The sequence below is a fragment of the Thermotoga sp. Mc24 genome, assembly GCF_000784835.1.
GTDB lineage: Bacteria > Thermotogota > Thermotogae > Thermotogales > Thermotogaceae > Thermotoga.
The window spans coordinates 1-26,389 of record NZ_JSFH01000008.1 but is presented as its reverse complement, the minus strand read 5'-3'; the positions used below and the strand labels follow the sequence as shown (position 1 = coordinate 26,389).

At 45.8% G+C, this 26,389-nt stretch carries 27 protein-coding genes, 1 tRNA gene and 1 CRISPR repeat array; of the genes, 12 read left to right on the top strand and 16 right to left on the bottom strand.

The window, feature by feature from the left end; all coding sequences use genetic code 11:
- The first annotated feature begins 41 nt into the window (after positions 1-41).
- Positions 42-932, top strand: coding sequence for a DUF1385 domain-containing protein (locus MC24_RS03570; RefSeq protein WP_038052604.1), 891 nt, complete (start codon positions 42-44; stop codon positions 930-932).
- On the opposite strand, the gene MC24_RS03565 is transcribed toward MC24_RS03570, so the two are convergent.
- The 3 genes from MC24_RS03565 to MC24_RS03555 are packed head-to-tail and all read right to left on the bottom strand — an operon-like array spanning position 828 to position 4,908.
- Complete coding sequence (locus tag MC24_RS03565) at positions 828-1,703, bottom strand: glycosyltransferase family 4 protein (protein ID WP_038052602.1); 876 nt, start codon at positions 1,701-1,703, stop codon at positions 828-830. The two genes, MC24_RS03570 and MC24_RS03565, sit on opposite strands and share 105 nt — an antisense overlap.
- Positions 1,688-3,502, bottom strand: a complete 1,815-nt coding sequence (locus MC24_RS03560) for a polysaccharide biosynthesis protein (RefSeq protein WP_235280294.1) — start codon at positions 3,500-3,502, stop codon at positions 1,688-1,690. The genes MC24_RS03565 and MC24_RS03560 overlap by 16 nt, the downstream gene beginning before the upstream one ends.
- Positions 3,496-4,908 (bottom strand): HD domain-containing protein, encoded by a 1,413-nt coding sequence (locus MC24_RS03555; RefSeq protein ID WP_038052596.1) that lies wholly within the window; start codon positions 4,906-4,908, stop codon positions 3,496-3,498. The genes MC24_RS03560 and MC24_RS03555 overlap by 7 nt, the downstream gene beginning before the upstream one ends.
- 78 nt (positions 4,909-4,986) lie before the next feature.
- On the opposite strand from MC24_RS03555, the gene recJ reads away from it, so the two are divergent.
- The 10 genes from recJ to MC24_RS03510 all read left to right on the top strand — a co-directional run bounded on the left by recJ (position 4,987) and on the right by MC24_RS03510 (position 13,921).
- The gene (gene recJ / locus MC24_RS03550) at positions 4,987-7,854 is read left to right on the top strand and encodes a single-stranded-DNA-specific exonuclease RecJ (protein ID WP_038052593.1); all 2,868 of its coding nucleotides are present in this window, start codon (positions 4,987-4,989) and stop codon (positions 7,852-7,854) included.
- Positions 7,815-8,471 carry a RuvX/YqgF family protein gene (locus MC24_RS09355; RefSeq protein WP_156105036.1) on the top strand — a complete coding sequence of 219 codons (657 nt, stop codon included), beginning with the start codon at positions 7,815-7,817 and terminating at the stop codon, positions 8,469-8,471. Before recJ ends, MC24_RS09355 begins: the two co-directional genes overlap by 40 nt.
- Positions 8,462-8,537: transfer RNA gene (locus MC24_RS03545), tRNA-Arg, on the top strand. The genes MC24_RS09355 and MC24_RS03545 overlap by 10 nt, the downstream gene beginning before the upstream one ends.
- 67 nt (positions 8,538-8,604) lie before the next feature.
- Entirely contained in the window at positions 8,605-9,615 is a 1,011-nt protein-coding gene (locus tag MC24_RS03540; RefSeq protein WP_004081933.1) for a rod shape-determining protein, read from the top strand.
- 4 nt (positions 9,616-9,619) lie between these two features.
- Positions 9,620-10,369 (top strand): flagellar basal-body rod protein FlgF, encoded by a 750-nt coding sequence (flgF, locus tag MC24_RS03535; RefSeq protein ID WP_038052590.1) that lies wholly within the window; start codon positions 9,620-9,622, stop codon positions 10,367-10,369.
- 17 nt (positions 10,370-10,386) lie between these two features.
- Positions 10,387-11,172 carry a flagellar basal-body rod protein FlgG gene (flgG, locus tag MC24_RS03530; RefSeq protein ID WP_038052587.1) on the top strand — a complete coding sequence of 262 codons (786 nt, stop codon included), beginning with the start codon at positions 10,387-10,389 and terminating at the stop codon, positions 11,170-11,172.
- A gap of 6 nt (positions 11,173-11,178) precedes the next feature.
- Entirely contained in the window at positions 11,179-12,039 is an 861-nt protein-coding gene (gene flgA, locus MC24_RS03525) for a flagellar basal body P-ring formation chaperone FlgA (RefSeq protein ID WP_038052584.1), read from the top strand.
- Positions 12,036-12,635 (top strand): flagellar basal body L-ring protein FlgH, encoded by a 600-nt coding sequence (locus MC24_RS03520; protein ID WP_038052581.1) that lies wholly within the window; start codon positions 12,036-12,038, stop codon positions 12,633-12,635. Before flgA ends, MC24_RS03520 begins: the two co-directional genes overlap by 4 nt.
- Positions 12,636-12,645: 10 nt before the next feature.
- On the top strand, positions 12,646-13,641 hold the full coding sequence (locus MC24_RS03515) for a flagellar basal body P-ring protein FlgI (RefSeq protein ID WP_038052577.1): 996 nt from the start codon (positions 12,646-12,648) through the stop codon (positions 13,639-13,641).
- A 10-nt stretch (positions 13,642-13,651) separates the two neighbouring features.
- The gene (locus tag MC24_RS03510) at positions 13,652-13,921 is read left to right on the top strand and encodes a rod-binding protein (protein ID WP_038052574.1); all 270 of its coding nucleotides are present in this window, start codon (positions 13,652-13,654) and stop codon (positions 13,919-13,921) included.
- On the opposite strand, the gene MC24_RS03505 is transcribed toward MC24_RS03510, so the two are convergent.
- The 10 genes from MC24_RS03505 to menA form a co-directional block, all read right to left on the bottom strand.
- Complete coding sequence (locus MC24_RS03505; protein ID WP_038052571.1) at positions 13,909-15,234, bottom strand: B12-binding domain-containing radical SAM protein; 1,326 nt, start codon at positions 15,232-15,234, stop codon at positions 13,909-13,911. The two genes, MC24_RS03510 and MC24_RS03505, sit on opposite strands and share 13 nt — an antisense overlap.
- A 57-nt stretch (positions 15,235-15,291) precedes the next feature.
- Positions 15,292-15,876 carry a DUF981 family protein gene (locus tag MC24_RS03500; protein ID WP_038052568.1) on the bottom strand — a complete coding sequence of 195 codons (585 nt, stop codon included), beginning with the start codon at positions 15,874-15,876 and terminating at the stop codon, positions 15,292-15,294.
- A 12-nt stretch (positions 15,877-15,888) separates the two neighbouring features.
- A complete protein-coding gene (locus MC24_RS03495; protein WP_038052566.1) occupies positions 15,889-16,788 on the bottom strand; it encodes a polyprenyl synthetase family protein in 900 nt (299 codons plus the stop codon).
- Complete coding sequence (locus MC24_RS03490) at positions 16,754-17,095, bottom strand: hypothetical protein (protein ID WP_008194733.1); 342 nt, start codon at positions 17,093-17,095, stop codon at positions 16,754-16,756. Before MC24_RS03490 ends, MC24_RS03495 begins: the two co-directional genes overlap by 35 nt.
- A gap of 9 nt (positions 17,096-17,104) precedes the next feature.
- Positions 17,105-17,383 (bottom strand): ferredoxin family protein, encoded by a 279-nt coding sequence (locus tag MC24_RS03485; RefSeq protein ID WP_011943758.1) that lies wholly within the window; start codon positions 17,381-17,383, stop codon positions 17,105-17,107.
- Positions 17,384-17,389: 6 nt separating this feature from the next.
- Positions 17,390-18,706, bottom strand: a complete 1,317-nt coding sequence (locus MC24_RS03480; RefSeq protein WP_004081907.1) for an NAD(P)/FAD-dependent oxidoreductase — start codon at positions 18,704-18,706, stop codon at positions 17,390-17,392.
- Complete coding sequence (locus MC24_RS03475; protein WP_004081904.1) at positions 18,703-19,719, bottom strand: electron transfer flavoprotein subunit alpha/FixB family protein; 1,017 nt, start codon at positions 19,717-19,719, stop codon at positions 18,703-18,705. Before MC24_RS03475 ends, MC24_RS03480 begins: the two co-directional genes overlap by 4 nt.
- Positions 19,712-20,569, bottom strand: coding sequence for an electron transfer flavoprotein subunit beta/FixA family protein (locus MC24_RS03470; protein ID WP_004081902.1), 858 nt, complete (start codon positions 20,567-20,569; stop codon positions 19,712-19,714). The genes MC24_RS03475 and MC24_RS03470 overlap by 8 nt, the downstream gene beginning before the upstream one ends.
- A 101-nt stretch (positions 20,570-20,670) precedes the next feature.
- Positions 20,671-21,291 carry a CPBP family intramembrane glutamic endopeptidase gene (locus MC24_RS03465; RefSeq protein ID WP_038052563.1) on the bottom strand — a complete coding sequence of 207 codons (621 nt, stop codon included), beginning with the start codon at positions 21,289-21,291 and terminating at the stop codon, positions 20,671-20,673.
- A gap of 5 nt (positions 21,292-21,296) precedes the next feature.
- On the bottom strand, positions 21,297-22,166 hold the full coding sequence (gene menA, locus MC24_RS03460) for a 1,4-dihydroxy-2-naphthoate octaprenyltransferase (protein WP_004081897.1): 870 nt from the start codon (positions 22,164-22,166) through the stop codon (positions 21,297-21,299).
- Positions 22,167-22,193: 27 nt separating this feature from the next.
- Here menA and MC24_RS03455 point away from each other — a divergent pair, with 27 nt between their 5' ends.
- Positions 22,194-22,616: an Rrf2 family transcriptional regulator gene (locus MC24_RS03455; protein ID WP_004081895.1), complete on the top strand. Its 423-nt coding sequence runs from the start codon at positions 22,194-22,196 to the stop codon at positions 22,614-22,616.
- On the opposite strand, the gene MC24_RS03450 is transcribed toward MC24_RS03455, so the two are convergent.
- The 3 genes from MC24_RS03450 to MC24_RS03440 all read right to left on the bottom strand — a co-directional run bounded on the left by MC24_RS03450 (position 22,578) and on the right by MC24_RS03440 (position 24,732).
- Entirely contained in the window at positions 22,578-23,015 is a 438-nt protein-coding gene (locus tag MC24_RS03450; RefSeq protein ID WP_008194711.1) for a ferritin family protein, read from the bottom strand. The two genes, MC24_RS03455 and MC24_RS03450, sit on opposite strands and share 39 nt — an antisense overlap.
- A gap of 119 nt (positions 23,016-23,134) precedes the next feature.
- A complete protein-coding gene (locus MC24_RS03445) occupies positions 23,135-23,959 on the bottom strand; it encodes a GH12 family glycosyl hydrolase domain-containing protein (RefSeq protein ID WP_038052560.1) in 825 nt (274 codons plus the stop codon).
- Positions 23,956-24,732 carry a GH12 family glycosyl hydrolase domain-containing protein gene (locus MC24_RS03440; RefSeq protein WP_038052552.1) on the bottom strand — a complete coding sequence of 259 codons (777 nt, stop codon included), beginning with the start codon at positions 24,730-24,732 and terminating at the stop codon, positions 23,956-23,958. Before MC24_RS03440 ends, MC24_RS03445 begins: the two co-directional genes overlap by 4 nt.
- 203 nt (positions 24,733-24,935) lie before the next feature.
- Positions 24,936-26,373: a CRISPR direct-repeat array (repeat unit 30 nt; unit sequence GTTTCCATACCTCTAAGGAACTATTGAAAC).
- Positions 26,374-26,389 lie beyond the last annotated feature (16 nt).

Sequence of the window (26,389 nt, the reverse complement as noted above, 5' to 3'; positions counted from 1 at the left end):
TATCATAGAACTTGAGAGACCTTGAAAGGAGAGGATAGAAGATGAGAGCAGGTGGTCAGGCAGTAATAGAAGGAGTACTCATGATCGCGAGAAAAGTTTCCCTTGCCGTTAGAAAACCAGATGGGAACATCGAGATCAGGGAACTTGGTAAAGTGAAATTTCCAGGTTGGGCGAAGATACCTTTCTTGAGGGGTTTTTACTCGCTTTTTGTTTCTCTCTACTTTGGAATAAAAGCCCTCAATCTTTCCTCTGAAATCTCTTCCGGCGAAAGATTGAAGGAAAGCGAGAAGCTCTTTTCACTCATCACAGCCATTGGGCTTGCCGTTGGTCTTTTTGTGATAGTACCCATCTTTCTGACCAACTTCCTGGTGTCAAAGAAAGGAGAGTTTCTCTATTCTCTTGTAGAAGGATTCATAAGGTTCGGACTCTTTCTCCTCTACGTCTGGATCATCTCCCTGTTCAAGGATGTGAAACGTGTATTTCAGTACCACGGTGCAGAACACATGACGATACACGCTTACGAACATGGAGAGGAACTCACACCGGAAAATGTGAGGAAGTATTCGACGATACACCCAAGGTGCGGGACCAACTTTTTGATGATCTTTTTGATAGTGGCCATCCTGCTTCTCGGTTTAGTCGGTGTTGTTGTGGAGATGAACACCTGGACGAGGATCGTTTCAAGGCTTGTCCTTCTCCCCTTCGCAGCGGGGATTTCCTATGAACTCTTGAAAGTCATCGCCTTTTTCAATGGAAAGGGACTGGTGAAACTCCTCTATCTTCCAGGGTACCTTCTCCAGTATTTGACTACAGCAAAACCAGACGACTCACAGCTCGAGGTTGCCATCACCGCGCTGAAACATGCAGTAGGCGAAGAGAAGAACACAACAGAGGACAGCGTAAAGGAGGATGAAGTAGAACTTCTGGGATAGTCCAAGAAGATTGAACATCAGTGAAAAGGAAACGAGGATCAAAAGTGTTTTCCACTTTCCAACCTTTCTGGAAAACACGTGGTGAGTATGTTCCTCATCCGGAGAGAACGGGTTTTTTTTCGAAACTAACCTTCTCGCAAAACTGAATACGATCTCGTAGAACGGAAATCCAAGGAAAAGCGTGGCGTATCCAAGATCTCCTTCGAAGAAAACCACCGATGCTGTGGAAAGGTATGCACCGAGAAGAAACGAACCACTGTTTCCCAAAAAGGCCCTCGCGTCTGGAAGGTTCCATGGAAGAAAACCAATTATCGAAAACGCAAGAGACCTTTCTCCTATCATGAGCGAAGAAAATAGAGATATTCCACTCAGAAGACCATCCAGCCCGTCAACTACGTTGAACGCGTTAACCATGCCGACAAACCAGATCACAGAAAAGATTGGATGTATTTTCACTCCAAAGATACTGATTTCTATGGTCACAGCAAAGGAGAACCAGATAGCAACCAGAGTGGTCACGGCAAGTTTGATTCTGTAGGAAAGGTCAAAAAGATCGTCCAGAAGTCCAAGAAAGAACAAGGGGATCGAAAAGAGAAAAAAAGGATTGTCTCTTTCGAAGATGAGAAGCGTTAGAAATACGGAAATACCACCGATCGGCGGAACTGCTTTCCCGTGGGATTTTCTGGAGTCGGGACGATCGAGAAATCCCGTCTTCTTCGCAAAAACAGATAGCACCAAAGTCAGAAAGAAACTAATTATCGCTTCCCACATTTATTTGTGCCTCCGGGACTAATTTTTTTCATTTCAGTGAGAAGCCTTTTTATATCGCCGTTTTCGAAGGCTTCTTTCATTCTGTTGATTGCCTGTTCTACGCTCTCTTTCCCTGGAAGAACGGATGTTTTCACCCTGAAGATTTTCGAGTGTGGAGTCAACTCTTTCACCTCGTAAGGATAGAGTAACTCTTCGTACATTTTCTCTCCAGGCCTGATCCCGGTGAAAACTATCTTTATGTCCTGATAGGGAGTGTATCCAGAAAGCATGATCATGGTTTCCGCAAGCTTCAAAATGGGTATCTGCTCTCCCATGTCGAGGATGAAGAGATCCTTTCCGGAAGAGAAGAGAAGGGACTGGAGGATGAGGGAGACAGCCTCAGGTATGGACATGAAGTAGCGCTTCATTCGTGGATCCGTCACCGTTACAGGACCACCCTTTTCTATCTGGCGACGAAATCTTTCCACCACACTCCCTCTGCTTCCAAGAACGTTTCCAAATCTCACGATCGAGAAATTCGTGCTGTTTTTTTCTCTCGAAAGGATATAGAGTTCTGCTATCCTCTTGGTGAGACCCATCACAGAAGTGGGATTCACCGCTTTGTCTGTTGAAATGAAAACAAAGTACTTCACACCGAATCTTTCGGAGAGTTCTACAAGATTCACCGTTCCCAAAACGTTCACTCTGAAAGCCTCGAGCGGATTTTCCTCCATCAAAGGAACGTGCTTGTGTGCCGCTACATGGAAGATCACATCCGGCTTCAGCCAGGCCAACCAATATTCCATAATTTTTCCGTCGGCAACGTCCGCTATAATCCTTCTTTTCTTCACCCCCGGAAAGTGTTCGGTGAGAAATTCATCTATGAGATATATACTGTTCTCTCCGTGCCCCAAAAGAAAGATCTCCGCTGGATTCATCCTGGCTATTTGCTTGCAAAGCTCAGAACCGATACTGCCCCCTGCCCCGGTCACAAGAACTCTCTTTCCTTTCAAAAATTTCCCTATTTCATGAAAATCCACCTTCACTTCCTCTCGACCCAGGAGATCTTCTATGGACACTTCTTTCAAATGGGAGATCCTGACGCGCCCTTCTATCAGCTCTCTCACACTGGGAAGGGTCTTCACCCTAACCTTTTTCAAATCGATGCTTTTGAGAATTCGCTCCATCTCAGCTCTGGAAGCGGAAGGTATGGCTATCACGATTTCGTCCACGTTCATTTTCTCCACAATTTCCATCGTCTTCTCTATTGGTCCAAAAACCGGGACTCCTCTCACCTTTCGACCAATCTTTCTGGGAGAATCGTCCACGAAAGCCACCACTTTCCCCAAATGAGGGTGTTTCTCGAATTCTTCGAGGATAGAGACTCCCGCATCTCCCGCTCCTATGATCAATATTCTCTTTTCTCCCGAGACTCTACCTCTCCCGTTCACAATCATCCACTGCCACGTGATTCTGCTCAGAACTAAAAGAACCATCGAACCAAGAAAAGTGGCAAACCCCACGGATCTGGGAAGAACAATCCCCCTGTAAAAGTAAAAAAACGCGAGGTTGGAAAGATAAGAGATAACGCTTCCTCTTATGAGAATGAGGAAATCTCTGGCATTGGCGTATTCCCACACGATGGAGTAGTTTCCGTTCAGAATGTAGACAACAGCCGAAACAACAGCGTATACGATCACAGATTCGTCGTAACGGCTCATTTCCTGAAAGTCAAAACCGAACCTCGAAAAAAGCGCCACCACACCTGCAAAGTACGTCAGAGCCACGTCGACTACAAAAAGGAGTGCCTTTCTTACCATCTTGTGATCACCCTTCTCCCATCCTCCGGTATAACTCCATACTTGAAAAGTACCTCGCGTACATCCTCCGTTACGTATACCCTCACAATCTGAATCATGTTGCTCACCATCAACCTGTACGCGGGGTACTTCTTCACGTACTCGTCCACCGTGAGAATCTCATCATGTTTGGGATCGTAGAGGAAGACATTGTTCTGTAGGAATTCATCAGGATGAAAGATGGTGAGTTTGTACGGTGTGTCGATCCTGAAGAATCTCTCTCCGTAATCACGAATCTCTTCGAGAATGCTTCTGTCGGAATCCTCTACGTTTCCACTGGACAGCACGCGGTCGATATTTTCGACGATCTTATCGATCAAGTTTCTGGCTGCGGACAGACTGAGTTCGGATGGATCAAATCCCTCAGCGGAGAAGGGACGCTCAACAATCATTTTCCACAGATCACGATTTTTGAACCGTTCCACGAGTTTCTTTGTTTCACTGTCCCCCTTCAGTTCGAGTTCCCTGAGAATGGAATAGTCCGTCAATTCGAGAAATTCGTCGAGATCTTTTAATCTTTCTTCCAGATCGAGAATCTCACAGGCCCTTGACAGTATCTCTTGAATCATGAGATCGGCAGCACGGGACGTTTTGTGGAAATACACATTTTTGTACATCATGAATCGACTGAACAGTATCGAGTATATGTTGTCAACCACTTTCACATGGTAACAGAGTATCTCCTTTCCATCCGCCTTTTTAACAAGTGAATTCCTCAACACCCTGTCCACGTTCATCGGGGCGAAATGCCCCACTCCACTGTAGTAAGAATCCCTCAGCAGAAAATCGAGCCTGTCGGCTCCCAGCGGTCCCTGGATGATGTTGAAGTCCACACTTCCCGTTTCCTCTCCTTTGTATACCTCAACTACCCTTTTTGCTATCTCCTGAAAGGCGTCTTCTAAGGAAACATCTCCCACCGTCTCTCGTATATCTTCAAGCACTGCCTGTTTCAACCTTTCGTTGTATGAGTTGAAAACCCTCATCATCTCTTCTGGGAGCTTTTCCATTACGAGCCTGTTTCTGAACTCATCGTGACCATCATTGTATCCGTATCTTTTGAAAACCACATCGTCGAACTGGTGACTGAACGGACCATGTCCAACATCGTGCAGCAAAGCGGCAAGACGTACTATCCTTATTCGATCGCTTTCTTTGAAAAGGTTCCTCGCGTACAATCCAGCAACATGCATGGTTCCCAGCGAGTGTGCAAAGCGTGTGTGAGTTGCACCGGGATAAACAACGGTCGCCCCTGCCAGTTGTGAAAGAAAACGAAGCCTCTGAACCACCTTTGTGTCGGTGGCAAGTATTTCCAATGGATACAGATATATTTCTGAATGCACTGGATCCCTCGAAACTTTTTTGAACACACTATCACCACCTTTCGGTTAAATTTTATCATCCAAGAATATGGTAAAATTATTAAAAAAGAAAAGGAGAAGCGGAGGATGAAAAAGTGGGAACTTTCACAGCCTGATGAGAAGGCTGTGTTGGAGATTTCTCGGCATTTTTGTCTCAATGAAGTTGCATCGAGAATACTTGTAAACAGAGGCTTCACCACCATTGAAGCTGCAGAGGATTTTCTGTTCGTCAACGAGTCCCACCAGCACGATCCCTTTCTCTTTAACGATATGGAGAAAGCGGTCGAAACCCTGCTTGAGGCCCGATCTAAGAACGAGCTCGTTCTGATCCACGGAGATTACGATGTGGATGGGATAACCTCCACCGTTATATTGAAAGAATTTCTCGAAGAAAACGGTTGGCGCGTCGATGTTTATATTCCACACCGCATCGAAGAAGGATACGGTATTCAGCTGGAAAACATCTTAACTTTTAAAGAGAACAACGTTTCCTGTCTTGTAACGGTTGACTGCGGAATAACCGCGCTGGATTCAGTGGCCCTTGCGAAAAAATTCGGAATGAAAGTGATCATCACAGACCACCACGAGGTGAACGGTGACCTTCCTCCCGCCGATGCCATTGTGAATCCAAAAGTACCTGGAGAGAACTACCCATTCAGAGATCTTGCGGGTGTCGGCGTAACCTACAAACTCGTCCAGGCTCTTTCTGAGGCGATCAATTATCTCCATCCCGAGAGATTTTTGGAGCTGGTAGCTCTTGGAACGGTCGCCGATATGGTCTCTCTTCTCAATGAAAACAGATATTTCGTGAAGAAGGGAATAGAGCTGCTTTCGAACACAAAACGCGTGGGTTTAAAGAGGCTTCTGGAGAGACTCGGGCTCAGAAATCTCACATCTCACGATATCAGCTACAAAATAGCTCCCCGCCTCAACGCCGCGGGCCGTATGGGCAGTGCCAGTGACGCTTTCAATCTACTGATAATGAACGATCCAGCGAAAGCGGACAGTGTTGTGGATAGGTTGATGGAGTTGAACAGCATCAGGAGAAAGACAGAATGGGCGATATACAAAGAAGCTATTGAAATAATCGAGACAAACGACCTGTGGAGAGATCCTGTCATAGTCGTTGCGAAAGAAAACTGGCACGTAGGAGTCATCGGTATAGTTGCCGCCAAACTGGCAAATCGTTATGAGAAACCCGTCGCAGTTGTCTCTCTGGATGAAAAGATAGCAAAAGGCTCCATAAGGAGTTACAACGGTTATGACATAATGAGTATCTTCAACGAGGATATTCTCAAAATATTCGAAGAGATAGGTGGTCATTCCTCGGCAGTTGGATTTTCCCTGAAAAGAGATCAACTGGAAACGTTCAGAGAATACATCAGAAACATTTCTTTGGAAGAGCGAGAGGAGAAGGTGATCGTTGATGCTGAGGTCAGAATGGAAGACATAGATGATCGCTTCATTGAAGACATTAAAAACCTCATGCCCTTCGGTCAGGGAAATCCGGAACCCGTTCTTCTTTTCAAAGACGTTCTGGTAGAAAAGATCCATTTCTTTGGAGAAGACGGCAGCAACGTGTTCCTCCACCTGAAAAACGGCGAGAAGAACCTGGAAGTGGTGGGATACAATTTCAAGAATCTTTCAAGTTCTCTCTCTGCATTACCAGTAACTCCCACCAGAGGAGACGTTGTGGTGAATCTGCGTCCTATGGGAAATGGAATTTCCTACTATCTCGTCTCGTTGGATGTGAAACCTGTTCTCTCTGTGAAAAATAGAGAAGTGAGCCATATACTGAGTAGATCTAAGGAAGAAAAAACACTGATAAAAGTACCTTACCCATCAAAAACAAAGCTTCTACTGTCCATGAGGGAAGAGCTTCAAGGAAGACTGGCGATCGTTTCTCTAACAAATGCCGCTACTCAGAACGTTCTGGGATGTCTTTCGAGGTACTACACCTCCAAAAACCTGGGATTCGTAAATTCCACCTTTTCCAAGGAAAAAGGAAGCGATATTGTTCTCTTCACCCTCGTGGGTTTTCTGAAGAAAAACTACCTGGACGAGTTCGATATTTTCGTGGTGAACGAATTCCAAGATTTTCTGGCGTATCGTGATAACGAACTGGTCAAGAACTTTCTGAACATAGTCGACAAACACCCCGGAAAATTCATCTTTGTTGCTTCGATGGAACACCTCGAGCTGGAAGAATTCCTAAAAAAGGAAAAATACAATGTTGTTGAGTTGAAAACTGGTGAATCCGAAGAATTTCTGTTTTCAGACCAGAGAAATTCTTTCAGCATCGATTCTCTCATAGATGCTCCCAGTTTCTCGGTGGTTGTCTCGGAGAAAAAACTCATACCAGATCTTTATCGGAAAATCGGTAAAGACACAATCGTTTATTACGCGAACATGGATATGGAAAAGAGAATAAAAGTGATTGGATTGATAGAGAGTGGATCCGCTCGAAAGGCGATCATCACAAGCAACACCGATGGGCTTCCGACACACATAAAGGGTGACATCTTCTTTTACGACTTCCCACTCAGCATTTACGAAATAGTAGATCTCCTGAGAAGAAAATCGGTGGTTAATCTTTGCTATTCTTCCTCCGACATCGAAAAACGTCGATACGAGCTCAACAAACTCTTTCCAGATCGTGAAAAGCTAAAAGAAATAGCGATCACAGCGATGAACCTGAAAGACAAAGAAAAACTGGAGAAAATTTTGGAGAGCGAGTACGAGCTGAACAGTACCACTCTGAGAAAGATTTATTTGGACCTTCTGGAAGAATTCGGATTCGACTTCGATAAATGGAGCTTCTCGAAAGATGAAAGAGTACCCTGGAGGTTACTCGAGAGGGAACTCGAAATAGCCCAGTTCGAAGAGACAGTTTCTGTTCTCTCAAAGGATCTGAAGTGGATATTCAATTTCTTCAAGAATACGGTGATAAAGTGATAGTCGCTGTGGATTACGGAGAAAAGAAATGTGGAGTTGCCTTTGGAGAAATTCTTCCTCAAAAAAGTCTTGTAATACCCACAAAGAACCTGAATGGGTTCATCAAAAAGTTGAAACCTGATAGAATAATCTTTGGATTGCCTCTCTCGATGAGTGGAAGATACACCCAGCAAACGTTCAAAACGGTTGCGGTTGCTTTCAAATTTTCAAAAGAGTACGAAACATATCTCTGCGACGAAAGACTCACCACGAAAATAGGAGAAAGAATCTCGAAGAGAGATGACGCTGTGAGCGCTGCTTTGATTTTTCAGTCTTTCTCCGAGAATCCCTCTGCATGTGAAAAAATCACAGACCCAAGAAGAAAAGTCAATCTGACTCTGGAAAAAACCGATGGAGAGGTTCTTCTGTACGAGTTCCCGGATCCTTCTTTGGACATCGAAGCGAGAGAAGTTGACGTGGTCACCAAAAACCCGGTTCTTGCCTATTTCTACAGTAAAAAAGGATATTTCGTTGAAAGAGAACTCCGAGAAAAGAAGTACGACCTGATCGTTTCTGGAAGAAACTGCTCAGAGTTGAAGAAATACCTGAAAGAAAACGGTAGGCTGGTGTGCCTGTAGCTCAACGGATAGAGCGCTGGACTCCGGATCCAGAGGTTGCGGGTTCGAGTCCCGCCAGGCACACCAGATTTTTTTTAATTTCTTAGGAAAATCACATTTTGAAGAAGAAATATCATGACGAGGAGGTTTTAAAATGCCAAGAGGCGACATCGGAATAGATCTTGGAACAGCATCCATAATCGTTTACAAAAGAGGAGAAGGAATAGTCCTGCACGAACCTTCTGTCGTTGCAATTTCAGAAAAGACAGGAGAAATCGTTGCCATAGGAGAAGAAGCGAAAAAGATGCTCGGTAAAACTCCAGAAGGTCTCAAAGCTATAAGACCTATGAAAGATGGTGTGATAGCAGATTACAGAATGATCGAAGCAATAATAAGAAACTTTTTGAAGAAAATCATAGGAAGGTTCAGCTTCGTGAAACCTTCCCTCATCATAGGTGTCCCCACGAAAATAACAGAGGTGGAAAAAAGAGCGGTGTTCGAAGCCGGTTTGAACGCAGGTGCCAGGAGGGTTCACATCGTTTCCGAGCCGATCGCAGCCGCGATAGGTGCCGGAATAGATGTGATGGCTTCAGAGGGAAACATGGTGGTGGATATCGGTGGAGGAACCACGGACATAGCGGTCATCAGTCTCGGAGGAACAGTGGTGGGAGAGTCCGTGAGAATGGCCGGAGACGCAATGGACGAAGCCATCGTGAAGTTCATAAGGAAAAAATACGGTCTCATCATCGGAGAATCCACCGCTGAAGAGATCAAGAAAAGAATTGGGAAAACACATCCAGCTTTCGAAAATTACGAAATAGAAATAAAAGGAAGAGACGTGGTGACAGGTCTTCCAAGAACGGACCGTGTGAGTTCAGAAGACGTGAGAGAAGCAATAGAGCCCATTATCTTTGCACTTCTTACAAAACTCAAGAACGTCTTGGAAAGAACACCTCCAGAACTCTCTGCTGACATCATAAACAACGGTATTCGTCTGACCGGCGGTGGCGCACTGCTCAGAGGGCTGGACAGAACCATATACGATGAGATACACGTGAAGACGATCGTGGCAGACGATCCCATAACCTGTGTCGCGAGGGGAACGGGGATTCTCCTGGAAGATGAGAAGCTATTGAAAACCGTGTGTGAAACCTATTCGAGGTGATGCTATGACGAGGGGCATATACAACGCTGCGATGGGAATGCTTGTGGATATGGCCAAACTCGACAGAATCGCCAACGATCTGGCAAACGTTGACACTGCCGGCTACAAACAGGACCGGGAAGCCTTCAGGTCCTACCTGAGACGAGAGGTGTTCAGGCAGGAGCCAGACCCGGTGGAGAGCAGAACGAAAAAAGTACCAATTGGCCCTCTGGAGTACGCTACTGTCCTCGACGAGGTCAGAACAGATCTCTCTCAGGGTCCTGTTGAAAAAACAGACGTTCCTTACCACCTCGCGATAAATGGAGAAGGATTCTTCAGAATAGAATTCAACGGAGAAGAATACTACACAAGAAACGGGGAATTCACCGTGAACAACGAGGGATACATCGTTACGAACTATGGGGGCTACCTCCTCGATGAGAACGGTGAAAGAGTCAGGTTTTTCGATGACTTCACCGTGGACGAAGAGGGCTACGTGAGAGACGCCTATGGAAACATCATCACCAGGATCGGTGTGTACAATCTGGAAAACCCGGAAAAATTCGGGAACACGCTCTTCACAGGTGAAAATCCATCACCTTCGGAGAACTTTAGGATTATGCAGGGATACGTAGAAAAATCAAATGTGGATGCCCTAAAAGCCATGGTGGACATGATCTCAGCGATGAGACATTACGAACTATCGCAGAGGGCTGTGACAGTGAACGACGAACTGAACGGAAAGCTCATTAACTCACTCGCCAGTCTGAAATGAACCGGAGGTGTTGAAAGATGATGATATCGCTTTACTCCGCGGCAACGGGAATGTCAGCACAGCAGTTCAAACTCGATACCATAGCGAACAATCTCGCCAACGTGGACACAACAGGCTACAAAAAAGTGAGGGCAGAGTTCCAGGACCTTCTCTATCAGTATGTGAAGAACGCCGGAACTCCAACCGCCGCGACGTCATCACTTCCAACAGGACTCTACGTGGGCCACGGTGTGAGAACGGCAGCGACAACGCGTATTTTCACATTGGGTAATTTCGAGCAAACGGGAAACGCGCTCGATCTTGCGATAGCTGGAGACGGATTCTTCCAGATCCAGCTTCAGGATGGTAGAATCGCCTACACAAGAGACGGAAGCTTCAAGATTGACAGCGAAGGAAGAATGGTCACTTCCAACGGACTTCTTCTGGTACCGGAGATCACCATACCTGAGAACGCCGTCTCGATAAACGTTTCTCCCGATGGAATCGTCTCTGCCGAACTCCAGGATGGAACGATACAGGAACTTGGAACGATCACCCTTGTGAGATTCGTGAACCCGTCTGGTCTGAAATCCATAGGAGACAACCTTTACATCGCAACTCCGGCTTCTGGAGATCCGATCGAGGGTGTTCCGGGGCAGGACGGTTTCGGTGCTGTAAAGCAGGGTTTTCTGGAGAAGTCCAACGTCGATGTGGTGCGAGAAATGGTGGATATGATCACGGCACAGAGGGCTTACGAATTCAATTCTCGAGTCATTCAGACAGCAGATGAAATGCTCAGAACGGCTACGAACGTGAAGAGATGATGAGTTATGAGGATTCTCCCGGTTTTGATAGCGCTCATCTCCTCCTTCCTCTTCTCTGAAACTCTGACGTTGAAGGAAACACTCCTGGCTTCGCCAGGAGTTCTTTTCTTAGATGACATCACAATCGAAAAGGTAGAATCCGAAAAGAGTCTGATGATCCTTCTACCCGGACTCGAATATCTCGTGACCAGAGAGTTCCTCAGAACAAAATTTCCGGAGTACGATTTCACAGGCCCGGAAAGTGTGAGAATAACTGTGGAAGGACCCAGCAGTCTCAAAAACGCTGTTTTCGAAGAGATAGGAAAGAAAGCGGGAATGGAGGACTTCGAAGCCTTCGTGGTGAAGACCTTTGGAACCCTACCGGAGAAATTCGAACCTCAAACCATCAGAGCAACGAAAATCTCGAAAAATTTCTTCAGCGTCTTTCTGAGATTCCCAGACACGTACGTGACCCTCAACATGTTGCTACGCAAAGAAAGGAATGTGGTGGTTCTGAAGAGAAATATAAATGTGGGTGATGTGATAAAGGAAGAAGACGTGAAACTGGAAAAGCGAAACGTGTTCGAGATCTACGGAGAGCCGTTCTTCGACGTTTCAGAGGTGGTCGGAAAGATATCCAGAAGATACCTGAAAGAGGGAACTGTTTTGACCGCAGACATGTTGAAAGATCCTCCCGACGTGGTGAAAGGCCAGGTGGTTCCAGCTTACGTGGACATGGGTAGCATAAAAGTGACAACGTTCGTTGAGGTTCTGGAAAACGGCTATCTCGGTGAAACGGTGAGGGCAATGAACGTGGAGAGCAAAAAATACGTCTTTGGAAGAGTAGAAAGAGGACCCGTGCTGAGAATCCTGGAGGTGGTAGAGTGAAAAAGATATCGATAGTGCTATTGATCGTTTTCGCAACAAGCATCTTCTCGTTCTCAATATGGAACTCCGCGGGCGAATCCGAGTACAAAAACCTCCTTTCCATACAGAAAGCCTCGAAGGTTGGAGATATCCTCACCATAGTGATCCGAGAAAACAACAACGTGTCTTCAGAGAGGGAAAGTCTTGAGATCCAGAAAACTCTCTTGAACATCTTGGGGAACGTTGTGAACGCAGCCGCAGGTGTCAACCTCAACAACTTCATTCCTATAAACAACAACTCTCCTGAGAGACAGCGCGGTGGAAAGGTGCAGTCTTCAGTTGTGGCGAAGATCTCGGTGGTGGTTGTTGACATCGATCCCTACGGCAACCTTGTGGTGGAAGGAAGAAAGACGATAAAAGTGGACAAGGACTATCAGGAAATCATCGTGAAGGGAAAAGTGAGGCCAGATGACATAGAAATAGGAAACGAAGTGGATTCTACCAAACTCGCGGATTCCGAGATATGGGTGAACGGGAAACTCGTTTTCAGCGAGGAACCTGGAAAAGAGAGTTTCTTCGACAAGATACTCGCGTTCTTAGCAGGACTCTTCACATGAGGTGATGAACATGAAGAAGAGATCGGCTGTTCTGCTTGTCATCGTTTTGACGATCACCTTCTCGTTCTCTGTGACCACAAGAATAAAAGACATAGCGTTCTTCAGAGGTGCCCGTGACAACCAGCTCTTCGGAATAGGTCTCGTCGTGGGACTCAACGGAACAGGAGACTCCGGCAATGTGAACTCTCCTCTTCTTCTCGAAATGATGAAAAAATTCGGTGTTCAGGTCTCGGAAAACGACCTGAAATCCAAAAACACGGCGCTTGTGATGGTCCTTGCAGACATTCCTCCTTTTGCCAAAGAAGGCATGAGAATAGACTGTGTGGTCGCTTCCATAGCCGATGCGAAATCGCTCGCGGGTGGATATCTCCTCCAGACTCCTCTCTACGGTGCCGATGGGAAGGTGTACGCCGTAGCGCAGGGTTCCGTGATCATCGGGGGAGAAGACGTGAAGCTCTCTTCCAATCTTCAAAAGAGGTACAGGGTGGTTGGCTACCTTCCAGAGGGTGCCATTGTGGAAAGGGATATTCCATCCAACATGCTCGATGGAGACAGCGTGACGATCCTTCTGAGACAGCCGGATGTCACCACGGCAGCCAGGGTGGCGAGGGCGATAAACGAGAAGTTCGAGATGGATCTTGCAAAGGCCGTCGATCCATCTGCCATCAAATTGGCCGTTCCCAGCGCGTTCCAAGATGATCTCATCACGTTTCTCTCGCTCGTTGAAGAGATAGAAGTTCAGCCAGACGTTCCGGCAAGAATTGTGGTGAACGAAAGAACAGGCACTGTCCTGTTCGGAGGAGATGTGAAACTCTCTGACTTTGTGATCTCTTACGGAAACTTCACGATAAGTGTGACGGGGGGAAAAATAGGAGACAAGGATGCCACAATCTCCAATCTCGTCAGCGCCCTCAAAGCAGCGGGTGCCACTCCTCAGGACATCATAGCCATTCTGCAGGTGATCTACAAATCAGGATACATCACAGGAGAGCTCATAATCATGTGAGGTGAAAAGCGTGTTCATCTACGGAGTTTCTTCGAATATAAATAATCTGCGGGATGCGAGTGTCGAATTCGTGAGCGATCTCTTCTACAGGATCTTCAAAGAAATGTACGAGTCGATCCCAAAGTACGATCTCGTACCCGAAACGACCGCTGAGAAGTGGTTCAAAGAAATGCTCCTCCAGGAGTACTCGAAACACGCCGCAGAGCAGAGCCCTCTGGCCGACATGGTCATGAAGAGTCTTGGTGGAAAGAAAATCTCCAGCCTTCCTCAGAGAGAGTAGGCTTCTCTATGTGAGAGTAGACGCACAAGGAACGGTATGCCGCGCTTGAACATCAGTTTCGGTGACGTGTAAACGGCATAGTAGGCCTTCATGAAGAGTCTTCTCAGCTCCCTTGGTGAGAAGTTTGGATGCTTGAAGACCAGGTGTGTCCCGTCGAATTTTCTCCAGTCTTTCTCAACGATCAGATGCTTCAGTTTTTCGAAAAGAACGGTGCCGGGATACGGTGTGAGAATAGAAAACTGAACGATGGAAGCTTTCAGTTTTTTGGCGAATTTCACAGTCTTCTCTATGGTTTTCCTCGTGTCTTTTAGAGCTCCTATCACAAAGCTTGCAAACACGTCTATCTTGTACTTCTTCAAAAGTTTCATCACGTCGAAAGCTATATCCGATTTCAAATTCTTTCCGTATTCCTCGAGCACTTCATCGCTCGCACTCTCAAAACCTATGAAAAGCATTCTACAACCGGCCTTCGACATCGCTTCCACCATATCTTCTCGTCCCAAAAGTTCGTCCGCCCTTGAGAACGCCCACCACTTGAAACGAAGATCTTCACTCAACATTTCTTCGCACAGATTCACGACTCTTTTTGGATTTATCGTGAAGTTGTCATCGAAGAAGACTACAGATCCGTATCCCTTCTTTTTCAAGATCTTCAGTTCATCCATCACGTTTTCAATGCTCCTCCACCTGATTCTCCTTCCCATGAACTGAGAAGCACTGCAGAACTCGCAGTTGAAGGGACAGCCCCTTGAAGTGATCAGACTCGTCGCTCTCTCACCCGCGAATTTCGTCCTGTAAAGATGGACTTTCTCCCTGTCGGGGAACGGCAGATCGTCCAGGTTCTCCAAAAATCGAGAAGGCAAAGCTACCACTTCTCCATCCTTCATGTAGGCAACACCGGGTATGAGAGGATATTTTTCATTGCTTGATATGCTTTCTACAAGATCTGAAAAGGCCTTTTCTCCCTCTCCGAGCACGACGTAATCGCAGAGCCCTCTCCGAAGGATCTCATTGTAGTAGGCCGTCGCGTGTGGACCTCCCATCACCACTGTTACGTTCTGTGCTTTAGCTTTCTCTGCGATTCTTTCCACAACAGGGAATCGCACAGTATCGGTTGATATACCCACCACATCGTAATCTCTGAAATTGAACCTTTCCAGATCGAACTTCTCCACGTTCATGTCTATCAGAGTCACACTGTGTCCTTTTCTCTTGAGGAAGGAACTGATGTACATGAGACCGAGGGGAGGATAGACGGCACCGAGTCTGTAGTAGTACCCGCCGCTGTAGGGATTTACGAGGAGTATTTTCATGAGAACCACCTCTGTGGGTATTCTAACACAGAAAGAAGGGGCTTCGGCCCCTTCTTTTTATCTCATCGGAATTGGAGTCCACTTTCCGAAACTGCCCTGCGGGTTTATATGTCCTGTGACGGAGCCGTACATGGTGATAAACCACAGAAGAAGTGTCAAAGCAAGAAGCACCACACCGAGAAACCTTATGACCTTGTTTTCTCTGAGTTTCCAAACTACAGGACTCAGAACACCCACAAGACCAGCTGCGATGAATCCAAGACCAGAAGTGAACGGATGTCTCGTCATACCGTAACCTATGATGGATCCTCCCACTATGATCGCGTATATCCCCGCAAACAGAGCAAAGATCGTCGTGGGCATGAGGTCCCATCCCTTCGCAACGGTTATCGCTGCGGCGAGGAACACAAAACCATAGAGAAGGAAAGGTTCTCCAAACGCTATGTTGTGACTTCCGGGAAGTGGCCAGGTCAGAACCATGTGGAGTCCTGTAGCGATCGCCAGAAGCCCAACCGCCGCAAAAGCTGGAGCAAAAGACTTCGCTTTCTCGGAATCGTTCAAACCTTTGAGAACAAAAGCGATGAGAACACCAAGCCCAGCAACCACGTCTGCCATGAACACGGTCAGGTAATCAACAAACATACGCACCCCTCCTCATGAAAAGATTTTGACCCTGAAAATTCCCTCCACAAAATCTTTCAACCAAGGATTTTCCTCCATCACTCTCTTCACAAGAGTCTTCAAAGTTTCTTCGCATTCTTTCAGAATTTCCTTTTCCCTCACGAACGACATCAATCCATTCCAATCACGATTTTCAAACATCTGTCTGGTTTCTGGAAACTTTTCCATCGTCGTCACCAGCGGAAAAGAAGCGACACCGTTTTTGAGATCAAGAAGCCCGTCTTTTCCAATCTTTTCTATCCCGGCAAAATCCATGATGTCATCGAACATCTGATAAATGGTTCCAATGGTGACCCCCAGATTGTAAAGATCTTCTCCGAGTTCCCCTTCGAATAATGCGGGAAGCTGCAGCGCCAGGCCGAAAAGCGCACCGCTCTTTCCCTCAACTATGAGAAGATATTCTTCTTTTGTAATCGGTTTGTATCGACTCAGCTGTTCGATCAGCTCCGCTTCCGACATTCTCCTGATCACATTCAAAAAAGTCCTTCTCAGTCTGTCATTTCCTATCTCTTCAACCGTATAGAACGCACTGACAAGTACAAGATCCCCCGCTGCTACCGCCGCTTTGTCACCGTACATGAAATTTATCGTCTCTTTTCCTCTTCTAAAACGAGCACCATCGATCACATCGTCGTGGAGAAGTGAGGCAAGGTGAACGAGTTCGAGCGCCGCAAGAGAAGATATCGCATCTTCACTGATCTCTACTCCTCTATTTTTGAAAGAAAGTATCGAAAGTCTCACCCTCAACATCTTTCCGTAGAGCGGAAGATCCTTCATTATCTGTTCGGGGAAGAATCGGGAAAGAATCTGTTCGATGCGTTCTTTGACTTTTTCCAGTTCACAGGAGTTTTGGTTCAGCCTGTTTTTCATCATCTGCTTTGAACACCTCCGGATAGTTGTCGACAAAGCCGTTCTGCTGCATCTCAATTTCAAGGGACTTCTTCAGCTCCATCAGATCCTTCCTCAGCCTGTCTATCTTGGATAAGACCTCTTCTATGAACTTTACGCTGTTTGTCACAACGTTTATGTTCTGATGGCCACAGTGCGGACACGTTGTAACTATGATGGAGTGCAATTTTTGCCGGGGTTCTATCTGATAACTGTTTCCACAGGTGGTACACAGAACCGTTCCTTCAGTTTCCACACAGGGAAGCTTCTTTCTGTCGATCTTCACATACATAAAATCACCTCACCCGAATTTGTAGAGCACACCGTAATTTCCCCTTGGATACTTCCATTCTATGTTTCCAAAGGGGCAGACAATCCTACAGGTACCACACTCGAGGCACCCTTCGAATTTCACTTCCATTCCACTCTCCGTCCATTCGTACACATCCGCAGGACAACAGCTTACACATGGTCGATCGGGACATTTTTCCGCACAGATGCTTTCATCCTTTATCTTCAGATGTGGATTTTCTTCGTCCGTTCTGTATCTGTTCAAATAGAGTTTATCTTCGATCCTCACAGTACATCACCTCACAGCTCTCCAGAATCTGAGCAGATCAAGGGAGATTCCAATCAAACTTCTCCTGGAAAGTACCATGTCCGCGATCTGTTTTTGAACGTCCCACTTTGGAGTTCCGTCAACCTGCAGAAATCTCTTCAAAGCATCGTTTGCAAGATCCGGATAGATTTCCACGAACTGGTGGTTCTTTTCCATAGTGGGCATGAGATCTTTGTACTTTTCCAGGTCTTTCAATATGAAGGATTCTTTCAATCTGAGGTAGTAATTTTTCAGAATTTTTTCAGAAAAATCTCCCTTTTCAAAAGCTTCGAGAAGTGTTTCAGCAGCGAGTCTTCCCGATGTGATCGCGTGATTCGATCCTTCTCTATGTATAGAGTTCACAAGCATTGCCGCATCTCCACAGACCAGAACCCTGTCTCCATAGACCTTCGGCATCGCGTAGTATCCACCTTCAGGTATCAAATGTGCCAGATACTCCATCGTGTTGTTTCTGTATTCTCCCAGCATATCGGAAATGACAGGGTGATTTTTCAAATTCTCAAGAAGTTGATACGGCTTGATCTTCTTTTTTCTGAGATCTTCAAGGAGAACCCCACAACCCAGAGATACGGAAGATCTGTTGGCGTAAAGAAATCCCATTCCGAACATACCTTCAGACCAGCTTCCAAGAAGTTCTATCGTTGCTCCATCGTTTCCCTCCACACCGAAGACCCTGTTCACCACATCTTCAGGAACACTGATCACCTCTTTCACAGCAACGGCCACCATGTGTGGTTTCAGATCTTCCTTCCTGAGCCCAGCTTTCATCGTGAGGATGGGATTCACACCCTCCGCGATCACAACCGCCTTGCTGTGTATTTCTCCCTTTGGTCTCGAGGTCACCACGCCTGCTATTTCTCCTTTTTCGTTCCTCAGGAAGTCTTCCACCTTGGTTTTTGGTATGATCAGGGCACCTGCTTTTTCCACCTCCTGGGCAAACCATCTGTCAAAGTTTGCCCTCAAAACAGTGAATGCATTCGGATTTTCTTTCCATTCCACGTTTCTGTGACCGATCTTGATGACACCTTCATTTCCGAGGAGCCAAAGGTTCTGCTCTATAACGTTTCTTTCAAGAGCTTTCGAATTTGCCGCTTTTTCCAGAAAATCTGGCATGATCTCTTTCAGAGGATGTACGTAGAGAACCCCTCCCATCACGTTTTTGGAACCCGGATATTCTCCTTTCTCCACGACCGCAACTTTGAGACCATTCTTGGCAAGAACGTATGCGCAGGACAGACCAGAAGGGCCAGCACCAACGACGACAACGTCGAATTCTATCTTCATTTTTTCACCCCGCTTTTGTTCAGAAGCTCTCTGAGTTTTGCAGTGAGAGCGGGAACTACTTTGTGCAGGTCACCAACGATCCCTATATCGGCTATATCGAATATTGGTGCTTTCTCATCTATGTTTATGGCCACTATTATTTCTGACTCTTTTATTCCAACCACGTGCTGGATCGCACCGGAAATGCCACACGCGAAGTATAGAACGGGCCTCACAGTTTTTCCGGTCTGGCCAACCTGATGCTCTGGAGAAATCCATCCAGCTTTCACAGCCGCCCTTGAAGCTCCCACTTCTCCTCCAAGGAGATCCGCGAGTTCCTTCAATTTCTTGAAACCTTCCGGTCCCCCAACTCCTTTTCCACCTGCTACCACAACCGGAGCGTACTCGAGGTTCACCTGGGTCTGAAGCGGTATGGTTTCCAGAATCTCGATCAGTTTGTCAAAAGTTCCTAAATCGTACTCCTCTTCTATGATCTCTCCCGTTCTCTCTGGATCCGGCGGAAGCTCTTTCATAACACCCGGTCTCACCGTTGCCATCTGCGGTCTGTGATCCGGACACATGATGGTTGCCATGAGGTTTCCACCAAATGTGGGCCTCGTCATGGCAAGAAGCTTTTTGTCCGGTATTATATCCAGTCCTGTGCAATCGGCAGTCAGACCTGTTTCAAGTTCTGTTGCCACCATTCCAGCGAGCTCTCTTCCCTCGAGAGTTGCACCTATTAAGAATATCTCCGGTCTGTACTTTCTCACCATATCCACGAGGGCTTTCTTGTAGAGATAGTTCACATACGTGTTGAATTCCCTGTTCTTAACATAAAGAACTTTGTCCGCTCCGCGTTGAATTGCTTCTTTTGCCACACTCTCCAGACCTTCTCCCAGCAAAACACCCCATACTTCTGAATTTTCCAGTTTCGAGGCGAGATCTCTTGCCTTTCCAATGAGTTCCCAGGAAACAGGATGAGCTTTTCCACCGTGATGTTCTATGAGGACGAAAATTATCTTTTTCTCACTCATCTTTCTCACCTTCCAACACAGGTTTCAACGCTTCCACGAGTCGAACGGCTTCAAATTTTTTCAAAGCTTCTATGAGTTTCTCCGCTGCCACTTCCGGATCTTCATTTTTTGAAATGATGTCTCCACCTTTTCTCGCCGGGGGTATGTTTGTGCTCACAACCCTTGTAGGTGATCCAAAGAATCCACATTTTTTTGGATCGAGACCCAGATCTTTGTGAGTCCAGACGATGGGCTCGTACCTGATCGCCCTGATGAGATTGGGCAGATCTGCGTACCTCGGTTTGTTCAGCTCATCCGTGATTGTGAGAACCGCTGGCAGTTTGAGCCGTATCTTTTCAAATCCCTGGTCCAGTCTTCTGACTATCACCATCTCTTTTTTCTCTGGATCTATTTCCTCTATTCGAACGACGTAGGCACCGAGCGCGTATCCGAATCTTGTAGCAAGACCAGGTCCCACCTGACCGGTGTCTCCATCCACCGCCTGCTTTCCTGTCAAAATGAGATCTATCTTTCCTATTCTTTCTTCGATCTTCTTTATTCCCCAGTAAAGTGTGTACGTCGTGGCGAGCGTATCCGCTCCCGCGAACGTCCTGTCGCTCAAATGGACTGCTTCATCGAGACCGAAGGCAATGGCATCCTTCAGAGCCTCTTTCGCCTGCGGTGGTCCCATAGTGATCACATAAACCGTGGCTCCGAATTTTTCTTTCAATTGTGAGGCAAGTTCGAGTGCCCTTTCATCATCGGGATTTATGATAGACGGGACACCTTCTCTCACAAGGTTGTTCGTTTTTCTGTCGATTCTGACGTTCGTTGTATCGGGAACCTGTTTGATACAGACAACCACATTCATGCTCTTCGCCTCCTCAGATATCTCCTCCAAAGGTCAAATCCCACGAACATGAGAACAGCTGCAGCAACCGGAAACTCGATTATCAGCTTCAGTGCTTTCATTCAAAAACCCCCTTTCAGAGGCAAAACAACGAATATGAGAAGGCTCCACAGCGCATGCGCAAAAGCTGGTGTGCTGACCTTTCCAGTGATCACATAAAGAAGAGAAAGAATTATCCCAAGGACAAACGCCCCCACTATCAAAGCCATATTTCCAGTGAACACGTGGACTACGCTGTAAAGAAGCGAAGAGATCAGTATTGAAGGAACAACGTCCAGCCGTTGGAGAAGGAATTCTGTTACAAAACCACGCCATATGATCTCTTCAAAAAAGGCTATGAACACGAGAAGAATGATCACTTTCAATGCATTTTGCCCTTCCGCGAGTCCGTAAACACTGACAACATCCCTGTGAAACGGAGGAATCAAAAGCGAAATCAAATATCCAACGACGAAAAGAAGATAAGCTGCTGCAGCGGAGTAGATCGCAAGGGGCGCCTCGTACTTATTTGGCTTTATGTTCCTCTTTCCGCCAAGAAAGATCGAAATCACAGAAAAAATCAGAGTGGTCATGAACATTCTCCACCAGAAATCGAGCATATTCACCTGAAAGACGAAATACCATCCTAAAAAAAGTCCGATCAAAACTGAAAGGAAACTTATCTCAGAGATTCTTTTAACCATCGGCATCACCTCAAAAGTCCCAAAATCATAGAAACAAAGAGTATCATTTCCGCCAGCGCACTCATTTTATCAACGTCAGCGATCTCTCGTGCATTTTTCCTTCCCGCTGATTTTTGAAACAACTGCTTTATCACCCGTATGTACAGCGGAAGAGAAACTAAGCTGACAAGAGAGATTACTCTAAAAACACCCGTCGATACGAGGATCACGATAAAGACGTAGATCAAACCAGTGAGGACCGCGTAGAGAAAAGACGCTGCTCTGTCTCCGATCAAAATAGGAAGGGTTTTGATACCACTTCTTCTGTCAAACTCGGAGTCTCTGATTTCATTGGCGAGGAGAATGAGATCTGTAGCGATCCCCACGGGAATAGAGACCAGAAGTGCTTCCAGTGAGAACCTTCCCGTCTGAACATAATAGGCTCCCAGCACCATCAGGGGTCCCATGAGAATAAACACGAGAAACATACCAAGGGATTTGTATTTCAGATAGAACGGATGCCCAGTGTAAGCGTACCCGAGAACCAGACCAGTAAGTCCCAGCCACAGCAGAGCAGGTCCAGAGATCTTTATGAGAACAAGCCCCAGAACCACACTCACCGCGTAACAGAAAACACTCAAAAGGAGCTCTTCGCGTGGTGTTATTTTCCCGGAAACAAGAAGTCCACTCGAACCAAGAGAATCTTTAGTATCTACACCTTTTTTGTAATCGAAATAATCGTTCGTTGTGTTGACACCTGCATGTAGGAAAATGGAAGCAATCAGTGATAGAATGTATCTGATCAAGGAAAATTCCTCAGCCAGCATGGCTCCCACAGTAACAGGAAAAGCACTTGCAACGAAGGAAAACGGTCTCACAGCTACGAAATACTTCACTATCTATCCCTCCTGGAGGTGCGCTTGATGTTTGGAAAGTGTCAAAAACACGTGAGATACGCTCTTAGACTTCTCGTGAGATTGTCGCTGGAGAACAGACCTATGTCTTCTTCGGAACTCGCTGAGAAAGAACTCATCACCAGAAATTTCGCCTTGAAAGTCCTTCATTACCTCAAAAGATCGGGCCTTGTGAATTCGATCAAAGGAAAAAACGGTGGTTTTGTTCTTGCAAAGTCGCCAGACGAAATATCGTTTCTGGATGTTATCAGCGTCTTTGAAAAAGACCTTGTTATTGTGGACTGCAACAGCCGGTGCAAGAATTACAGGGCCTGCAGGGTAAAATACTTCTGGAACTGGCTTTCCGATTATTTGAAAGATCTGTTTTCTAACATCACCATCAAAGATATCGCCTCAGGTACTTTCACGTTTCATCTCGAGAAGCTTTCTTAGATGTTCTTTTTCCTGATCGATGATCTTTTTCACTGTTTTCTGTGCATCGGAATTCACAAGACCATCTTTGAGTTCATAGTAGAGAATTATGCTGTCTTTTTCAACGGATATGGCTATATCCAGAACCTCTTTCAAGGTTAGATCCTTTCTCCTTAAAATTTCACTCGTGTCAGGAAAAACCTCATAGAAAGCGTATCCCGCGAGATAAGAATCCACCTCATCCCAGTTTTCCTGGTCTGACATCTTTCTAAAGATTTCCGCATGAATCCTTTCCTGATCGGCAAGCTCAAGGAAAGTCTTTTTTATCTCTCCATCAAAATGTTCTGAGAGTTCTCTGTAGAATCTTTCGCCTTCCTCCTCCAGCCTGATAGCCATCGTCAGAATGTCGCTTACTTTCATAGAATCACCTCATTGTTCTGATTTTCACACATTGCATAGAATATTATACTACTTGTGTATAATTTACCAAAAGAAAAAGGCAGGGAAGCCCCCGCCTTTCTCGTTGGTGATTCTGTGCTTTATTTTACAACTTCGACGGAGAAGTCTCTGAAGGTCCAGCCGAATTTAGCCGCTGTTGTGTTTGGATCTCCAAACTCCGTTCCGATCTCCCAGACGCAGAAATACAGCTCTTCGAAATTGTCTATTCTTGTTGAGTGTTTTTTGACAACTTCCGCGGCTTTCTGAACGAAGTCCTTCACGTTGATTTTTACCTTTCCTTCTTTCATCGGCGTTGTCAGTCTGAAAGCAATGTAATCCCATCCCCACGGTGCGAAGTAAACATCCCACTTTGCTTCCTGCTTCACACCGTTTATCTCGACTGTTGTGGTGAACTCATCCACTTTCTGACCACCGGGCATCAGGACGTTGTTGTAGAACCAAACCATGATCTCTGCGTCACCCGAAGAAACAGAAGTCTGGTCGGGACTCTTCGTGATCCACGTCTCCATGGCAAGGTTGATAGGCAGGTTGTTTTCGTACCAGATCGAGTAATCAAGAGTCACGTAGAAATCTGGAAGATCTTTCACCTTCACAGGAAGAAATTCCACGCCGCTGTTGTGTCCCGCCCAGGGCTTGTAACCGTAGTAGATCTCCGGATAACCATGCACCCAGCTGTCTGGATTCTGAAGAACGATGTTGTACAAATCCGCGTAGAACTCAACCTTTTCTCCATCGAATTTGAGCCATGTTTCTCCCTCGTAAGATTTCACGTTCCAGAAGTTGAGCTCCATGGTGACTGGAAATCCGTTGAAGGAAATGTCTGTTGCACCAACGCTCGTGAGAACCACTTCAGAGGAAAAGAGCAGAGCGGAAAACACCACCATCAGAAGAACTGCCCACCTCATTCTCTCACCTCCAGATCAATAGAGAAGTTTTCAAACTTCCACCCGAATTGCGCACTTTTTGTCTCCGGACTTCCAAATTCTGTTCCGATTTCCCAGACAGTGAAGTAAAGATCTTCAAAATCTTTCACTCGAGCAGAACTCGAAAGAGCTTTTCCGGCGGCATCGAGAAAATGCCTCACGTCGAACTTCACCTTTCCTTCCTTCACGGGATCCTTCAAACGGAAAGCGAGGTAGTCCCATCCCCACTCCGCGTGCCACAGTTCCCAGGTACCTTTGACACTCTCTCCGTTCAGCATGAACGGGATCGTGAACTCTTCTATCTTTTCGCCTCCGGGTGTGAGATTGTTGAAATAGAACCAGACCATGATTTCAACATCGCCGATCGATGCTTCCGTCTGATACTTTTCTCTTGTGAGCCATGTTTCCATGGCAAAGTTCAAAGGCAGAGACGGTTCGTGGTGAATGTCGAAAGAGACTTCAACGGAAAGTGATTTCATAGAGGAAACTGGTACCGGAAGTTTCGAGCCTTCTGCCGTGTGATTTTCCCAGGGTTTGTAACCGTAATAAAACTCGGGATAACCGAGAATGTACCTTTCTGGTTCCTTTGGAGAAAGATTCTGAATGTCCGCGTCGAAAGTTATCTTTTCACCGTTGAATTTCATAGTTACAGAACCGGAGTATTCCTTTATGTTCCACAGATTCAGCTCCATGGAAAGGGGAATGCCATTCCACACAAAATCCGATGTTCCCGGTTTTGTCATCAGTACCACCATTATCACCTCCAGAAAACATCTTATTATGAAAATGTTTACATTCAAAATCTGAAAATTCGCAAATAGAACTAAATACACCCAATAAATAAAAAAGCAGGGGTATTAATCCCTGCTTTCCTCTTTTCATCAAATTTTTGTTCTTGTACCTCTGAAGATGCATTGAAACTGATTCAATATCGTGGACCACGACTGCAGGAGGGAGCGTTTCCATACCTCTAAGGAAGTATTGAAACACGACATACTCGTGAACAGATCCAAAACCGTCACGGGTTTCCATACCTCTAAGGAACTATTGAAACAAAGAGTGAGCAAATGCATTGAGGAGTACTCCAGAACCTTGTTTCCATACCTCTAAGGAACTATTGAAACAGGAGCTTCAGACATCTGATACTGTGACACTGGAGGCGTTTCCATACCTCTAAGGAACTATTGAAACTTATTGTCTCACCTGCAACAGATTGTGTTGTATCTGTTTCCATACCTCTAAGGAACTATTGAAACTCCTGAGAAAGGAATATTCGATATTAGAGAGCTTAGGTTTCCATACCTCTAAGGAACTATTGAAACTGGAGATACGATGAGTGGTTCATTACAAGTGCCGTATCTCGGTTTCCATACCTCTAAGGAACTATTGAAACCGCTGAACAACCATACTATGAATATTTGGGAACATAGTTTCCATACCTCTAAGGAACTATTGAAACCTGTTTCTCTCAGCCCAAGGGATGCCGATGTGTTTAGTTTCCATACCTCTAAGGAACTATTGAAACTGGGAGATGGGGAGGTGATCCTCGTTGATGAAGAAGTTTCCATACCTCTAAGGAACTATTGAAACACGAAGAAGTTATCCCAGCTATGCTCGATATAGCGAAGTTTCCATACCTCTAAGGAACTATTGAAACTTGCACTGTTTTGTTTGTTTCGATTGCTTCTTGATAGGTTTCCATACCTCTAAGGAACTATTGAAACTGGGAGTTATGAAGGTTTACGCTCACAGTGATGTGAGGTTTCCATACCTCTAAGGAACTATTGAAACTAATAGCGCACACCTCCAAGTTTGAAATACGGCACATATTGGTTTCCATACCTCTAAGGAACTATTGAAACAAGACCGGGGAAGGAGTTGTGTACGATGTCTTTGTGTTTCCATACCTCTAAGGAACTATTGAAACTTCCTTCTGGAGAATACATTATCAATACTATTGAAAGTTTCCATACCTCTAAGGAACTATTGAAACCATATAGACGACTCACGGCACAGGGATATTCGAAAGAGTTTCCATACCTCTAAGGAACTATTGAAACAGGGAGGAGACTACACACTCGTCTCAGCGAACCTCGTTGTTTCCATACCTCTAAGGAACTATTGAAACCGAATACGACTGTCTGAGCTCCCGCACGGTATTCGTAGTTTCCATACCTCTAAGGAACTATTGAAACTTGGGGATATCTGCCATGTTTACACCTCCTTTCCCACAGTTTCCATACCTCTAAGGAACTATTGAAACAGAAGCAGGTGAGGGTGAGATTAGAGTGAAGAAGCCGTTTCCATACCTCTAAGGAACTATTGAAACTTTCACGCTTTGATCTAACAAAAGCTCGTCGAACGACGTTTCCATACCTCTAAGGAACTATTGAAACCCGTTGAGTTCAAAAG

Coding starts and splice junctions, on each gene's coding strand:
- MC24_RS03570 (WP_038052604.1), top strand. CDS start 42: ATGAGAGCAGGTGGTCAGGCAGTAATAGAAGGAGTACTCATGATCGCG.
- MC24_RS03565 (WP_038052602.1), bottom strand. CDS start 1,703: ATGTGGGAAGCGATAATTAGTTTCTTTCTGACTTTGGTGCTATCTGTT.
- MC24_RS03560 (WP_235280294.1), bottom strand. CDS start 3,502: ATGGTAAGAAAGGCACTCCTTTTTGTAGTCGACGTGGCTCTGACGTAC.
- recJ (WP_038052593.1), top strand. CDS start 4,987: ATGAAAAAGTGGGAACTTTCACAGCCTGATGAGAAGGCTGTGTTGGAG.
- MC24_RS03540 (WP_004081933.1), top strand. CDS start 8,605: ATGCCAAGAGGCGACATCGGAATAGATCTTGGAACAGCATCCATAATC.
- flgF (WP_038052590.1), top strand. CDS start 9,620: ATGACGAGGGGCATATACAACGCTGCGATGGGAATGCTTGTGGATATG.
- flgG (WP_038052587.1), top strand. CDS start 10,387: ATGATGATATCGCTTTACTCCGCGGCAACGGGAATGTCAGCACAGCAG.
- flgA (WP_038052584.1), top strand. CDS start 11,179: ATGAGGATTCTCCCGGTTTTGATAGCGCTCATCTCCTCCTTCCTCTTC.
- MC24_RS03515 (WP_038052577.1), top strand. CDS start 12,646: ATGAAGAAGAGATCGGCTGTTCTGCTTGTCATCGTTTTGACGATCACC.
- MC24_RS03505 (WP_038052571.1), bottom strand. CDS start 15,234: ATGAAAATACTCCTCGTAAATCCCTACAGCGGCGGGTACTACTACAGA.
- MC24_RS03500 (WP_038052568.1), bottom strand. CDS start 15,876: ATGTTTGTTGATTACCTGACCGTGTTCATGGCAGACGTGGTTGCTGGG.
- MC24_RS03495 (WP_038052566.1), bottom strand. CDS start 16,788: ATGATGAAAAACAGGCTGAACCAAAACTCCTGTGAACTGGAAAAAGTC.
- MC24_RS03490 (WP_008194733.1), bottom strand. CDS start 17,095: ATGTATGTGAAGATCGACAGAAAGAAGCTTCCCTGTGTGGAAACTGAA.
- MC24_RS03480 (WP_004081907.1), bottom strand. CDS start 18,706: ATGAAGATAGAATTCGACGTTGTCGTCGTTGGTGCTGGCCCTTCTGGT.
- MC24_RS03475 (WP_004081904.1), bottom strand. CDS start 19,719: ATGAGTGAGAAAAAGATAATTTTCGTCCTCATAGAACATCACGGTGGA.
- MC24_RS03470 (WP_004081902.1), bottom strand. CDS start 20,569: ATGAATGTGGTTGTCTGTATCAAACAGGTTCCCGATACAACGAACGTC.
- MC24_RS03465 (WP_038052563.1), bottom strand. CDS start 21,291: ATGGTTAAAAGAATCTCTGAGATAAGTTTCCTTTCAGTTTTGATCGGA.
- MC24_RS03455 (WP_004081895.1), top strand. CDS start 22,194: ATGTTTGGAAAGTGTCAAAAACACGTGAGATACGCTCTTAGACTTCTC.
- MC24_RS03450 (WP_008194711.1), bottom strand. CDS start 23,015: ATGAAAGTAAGCGACATTCTGACGATGGCTATCAGGCTGGAGGAGGAA.
- MC24_RS03445 (WP_038052560.1), bottom strand. CDS start 23,959: ATGAGGTGGGCAGTTCTTCTGATGGTGGTGTTTTCCGCTCTGCTCTTT.
- MC24_RS03440 (WP_038052552.1), bottom strand. CDS start 24,732: ATGGTGGTACTGATGACAAAACCGGGAACATCGGATTTTGTGTGGAAT.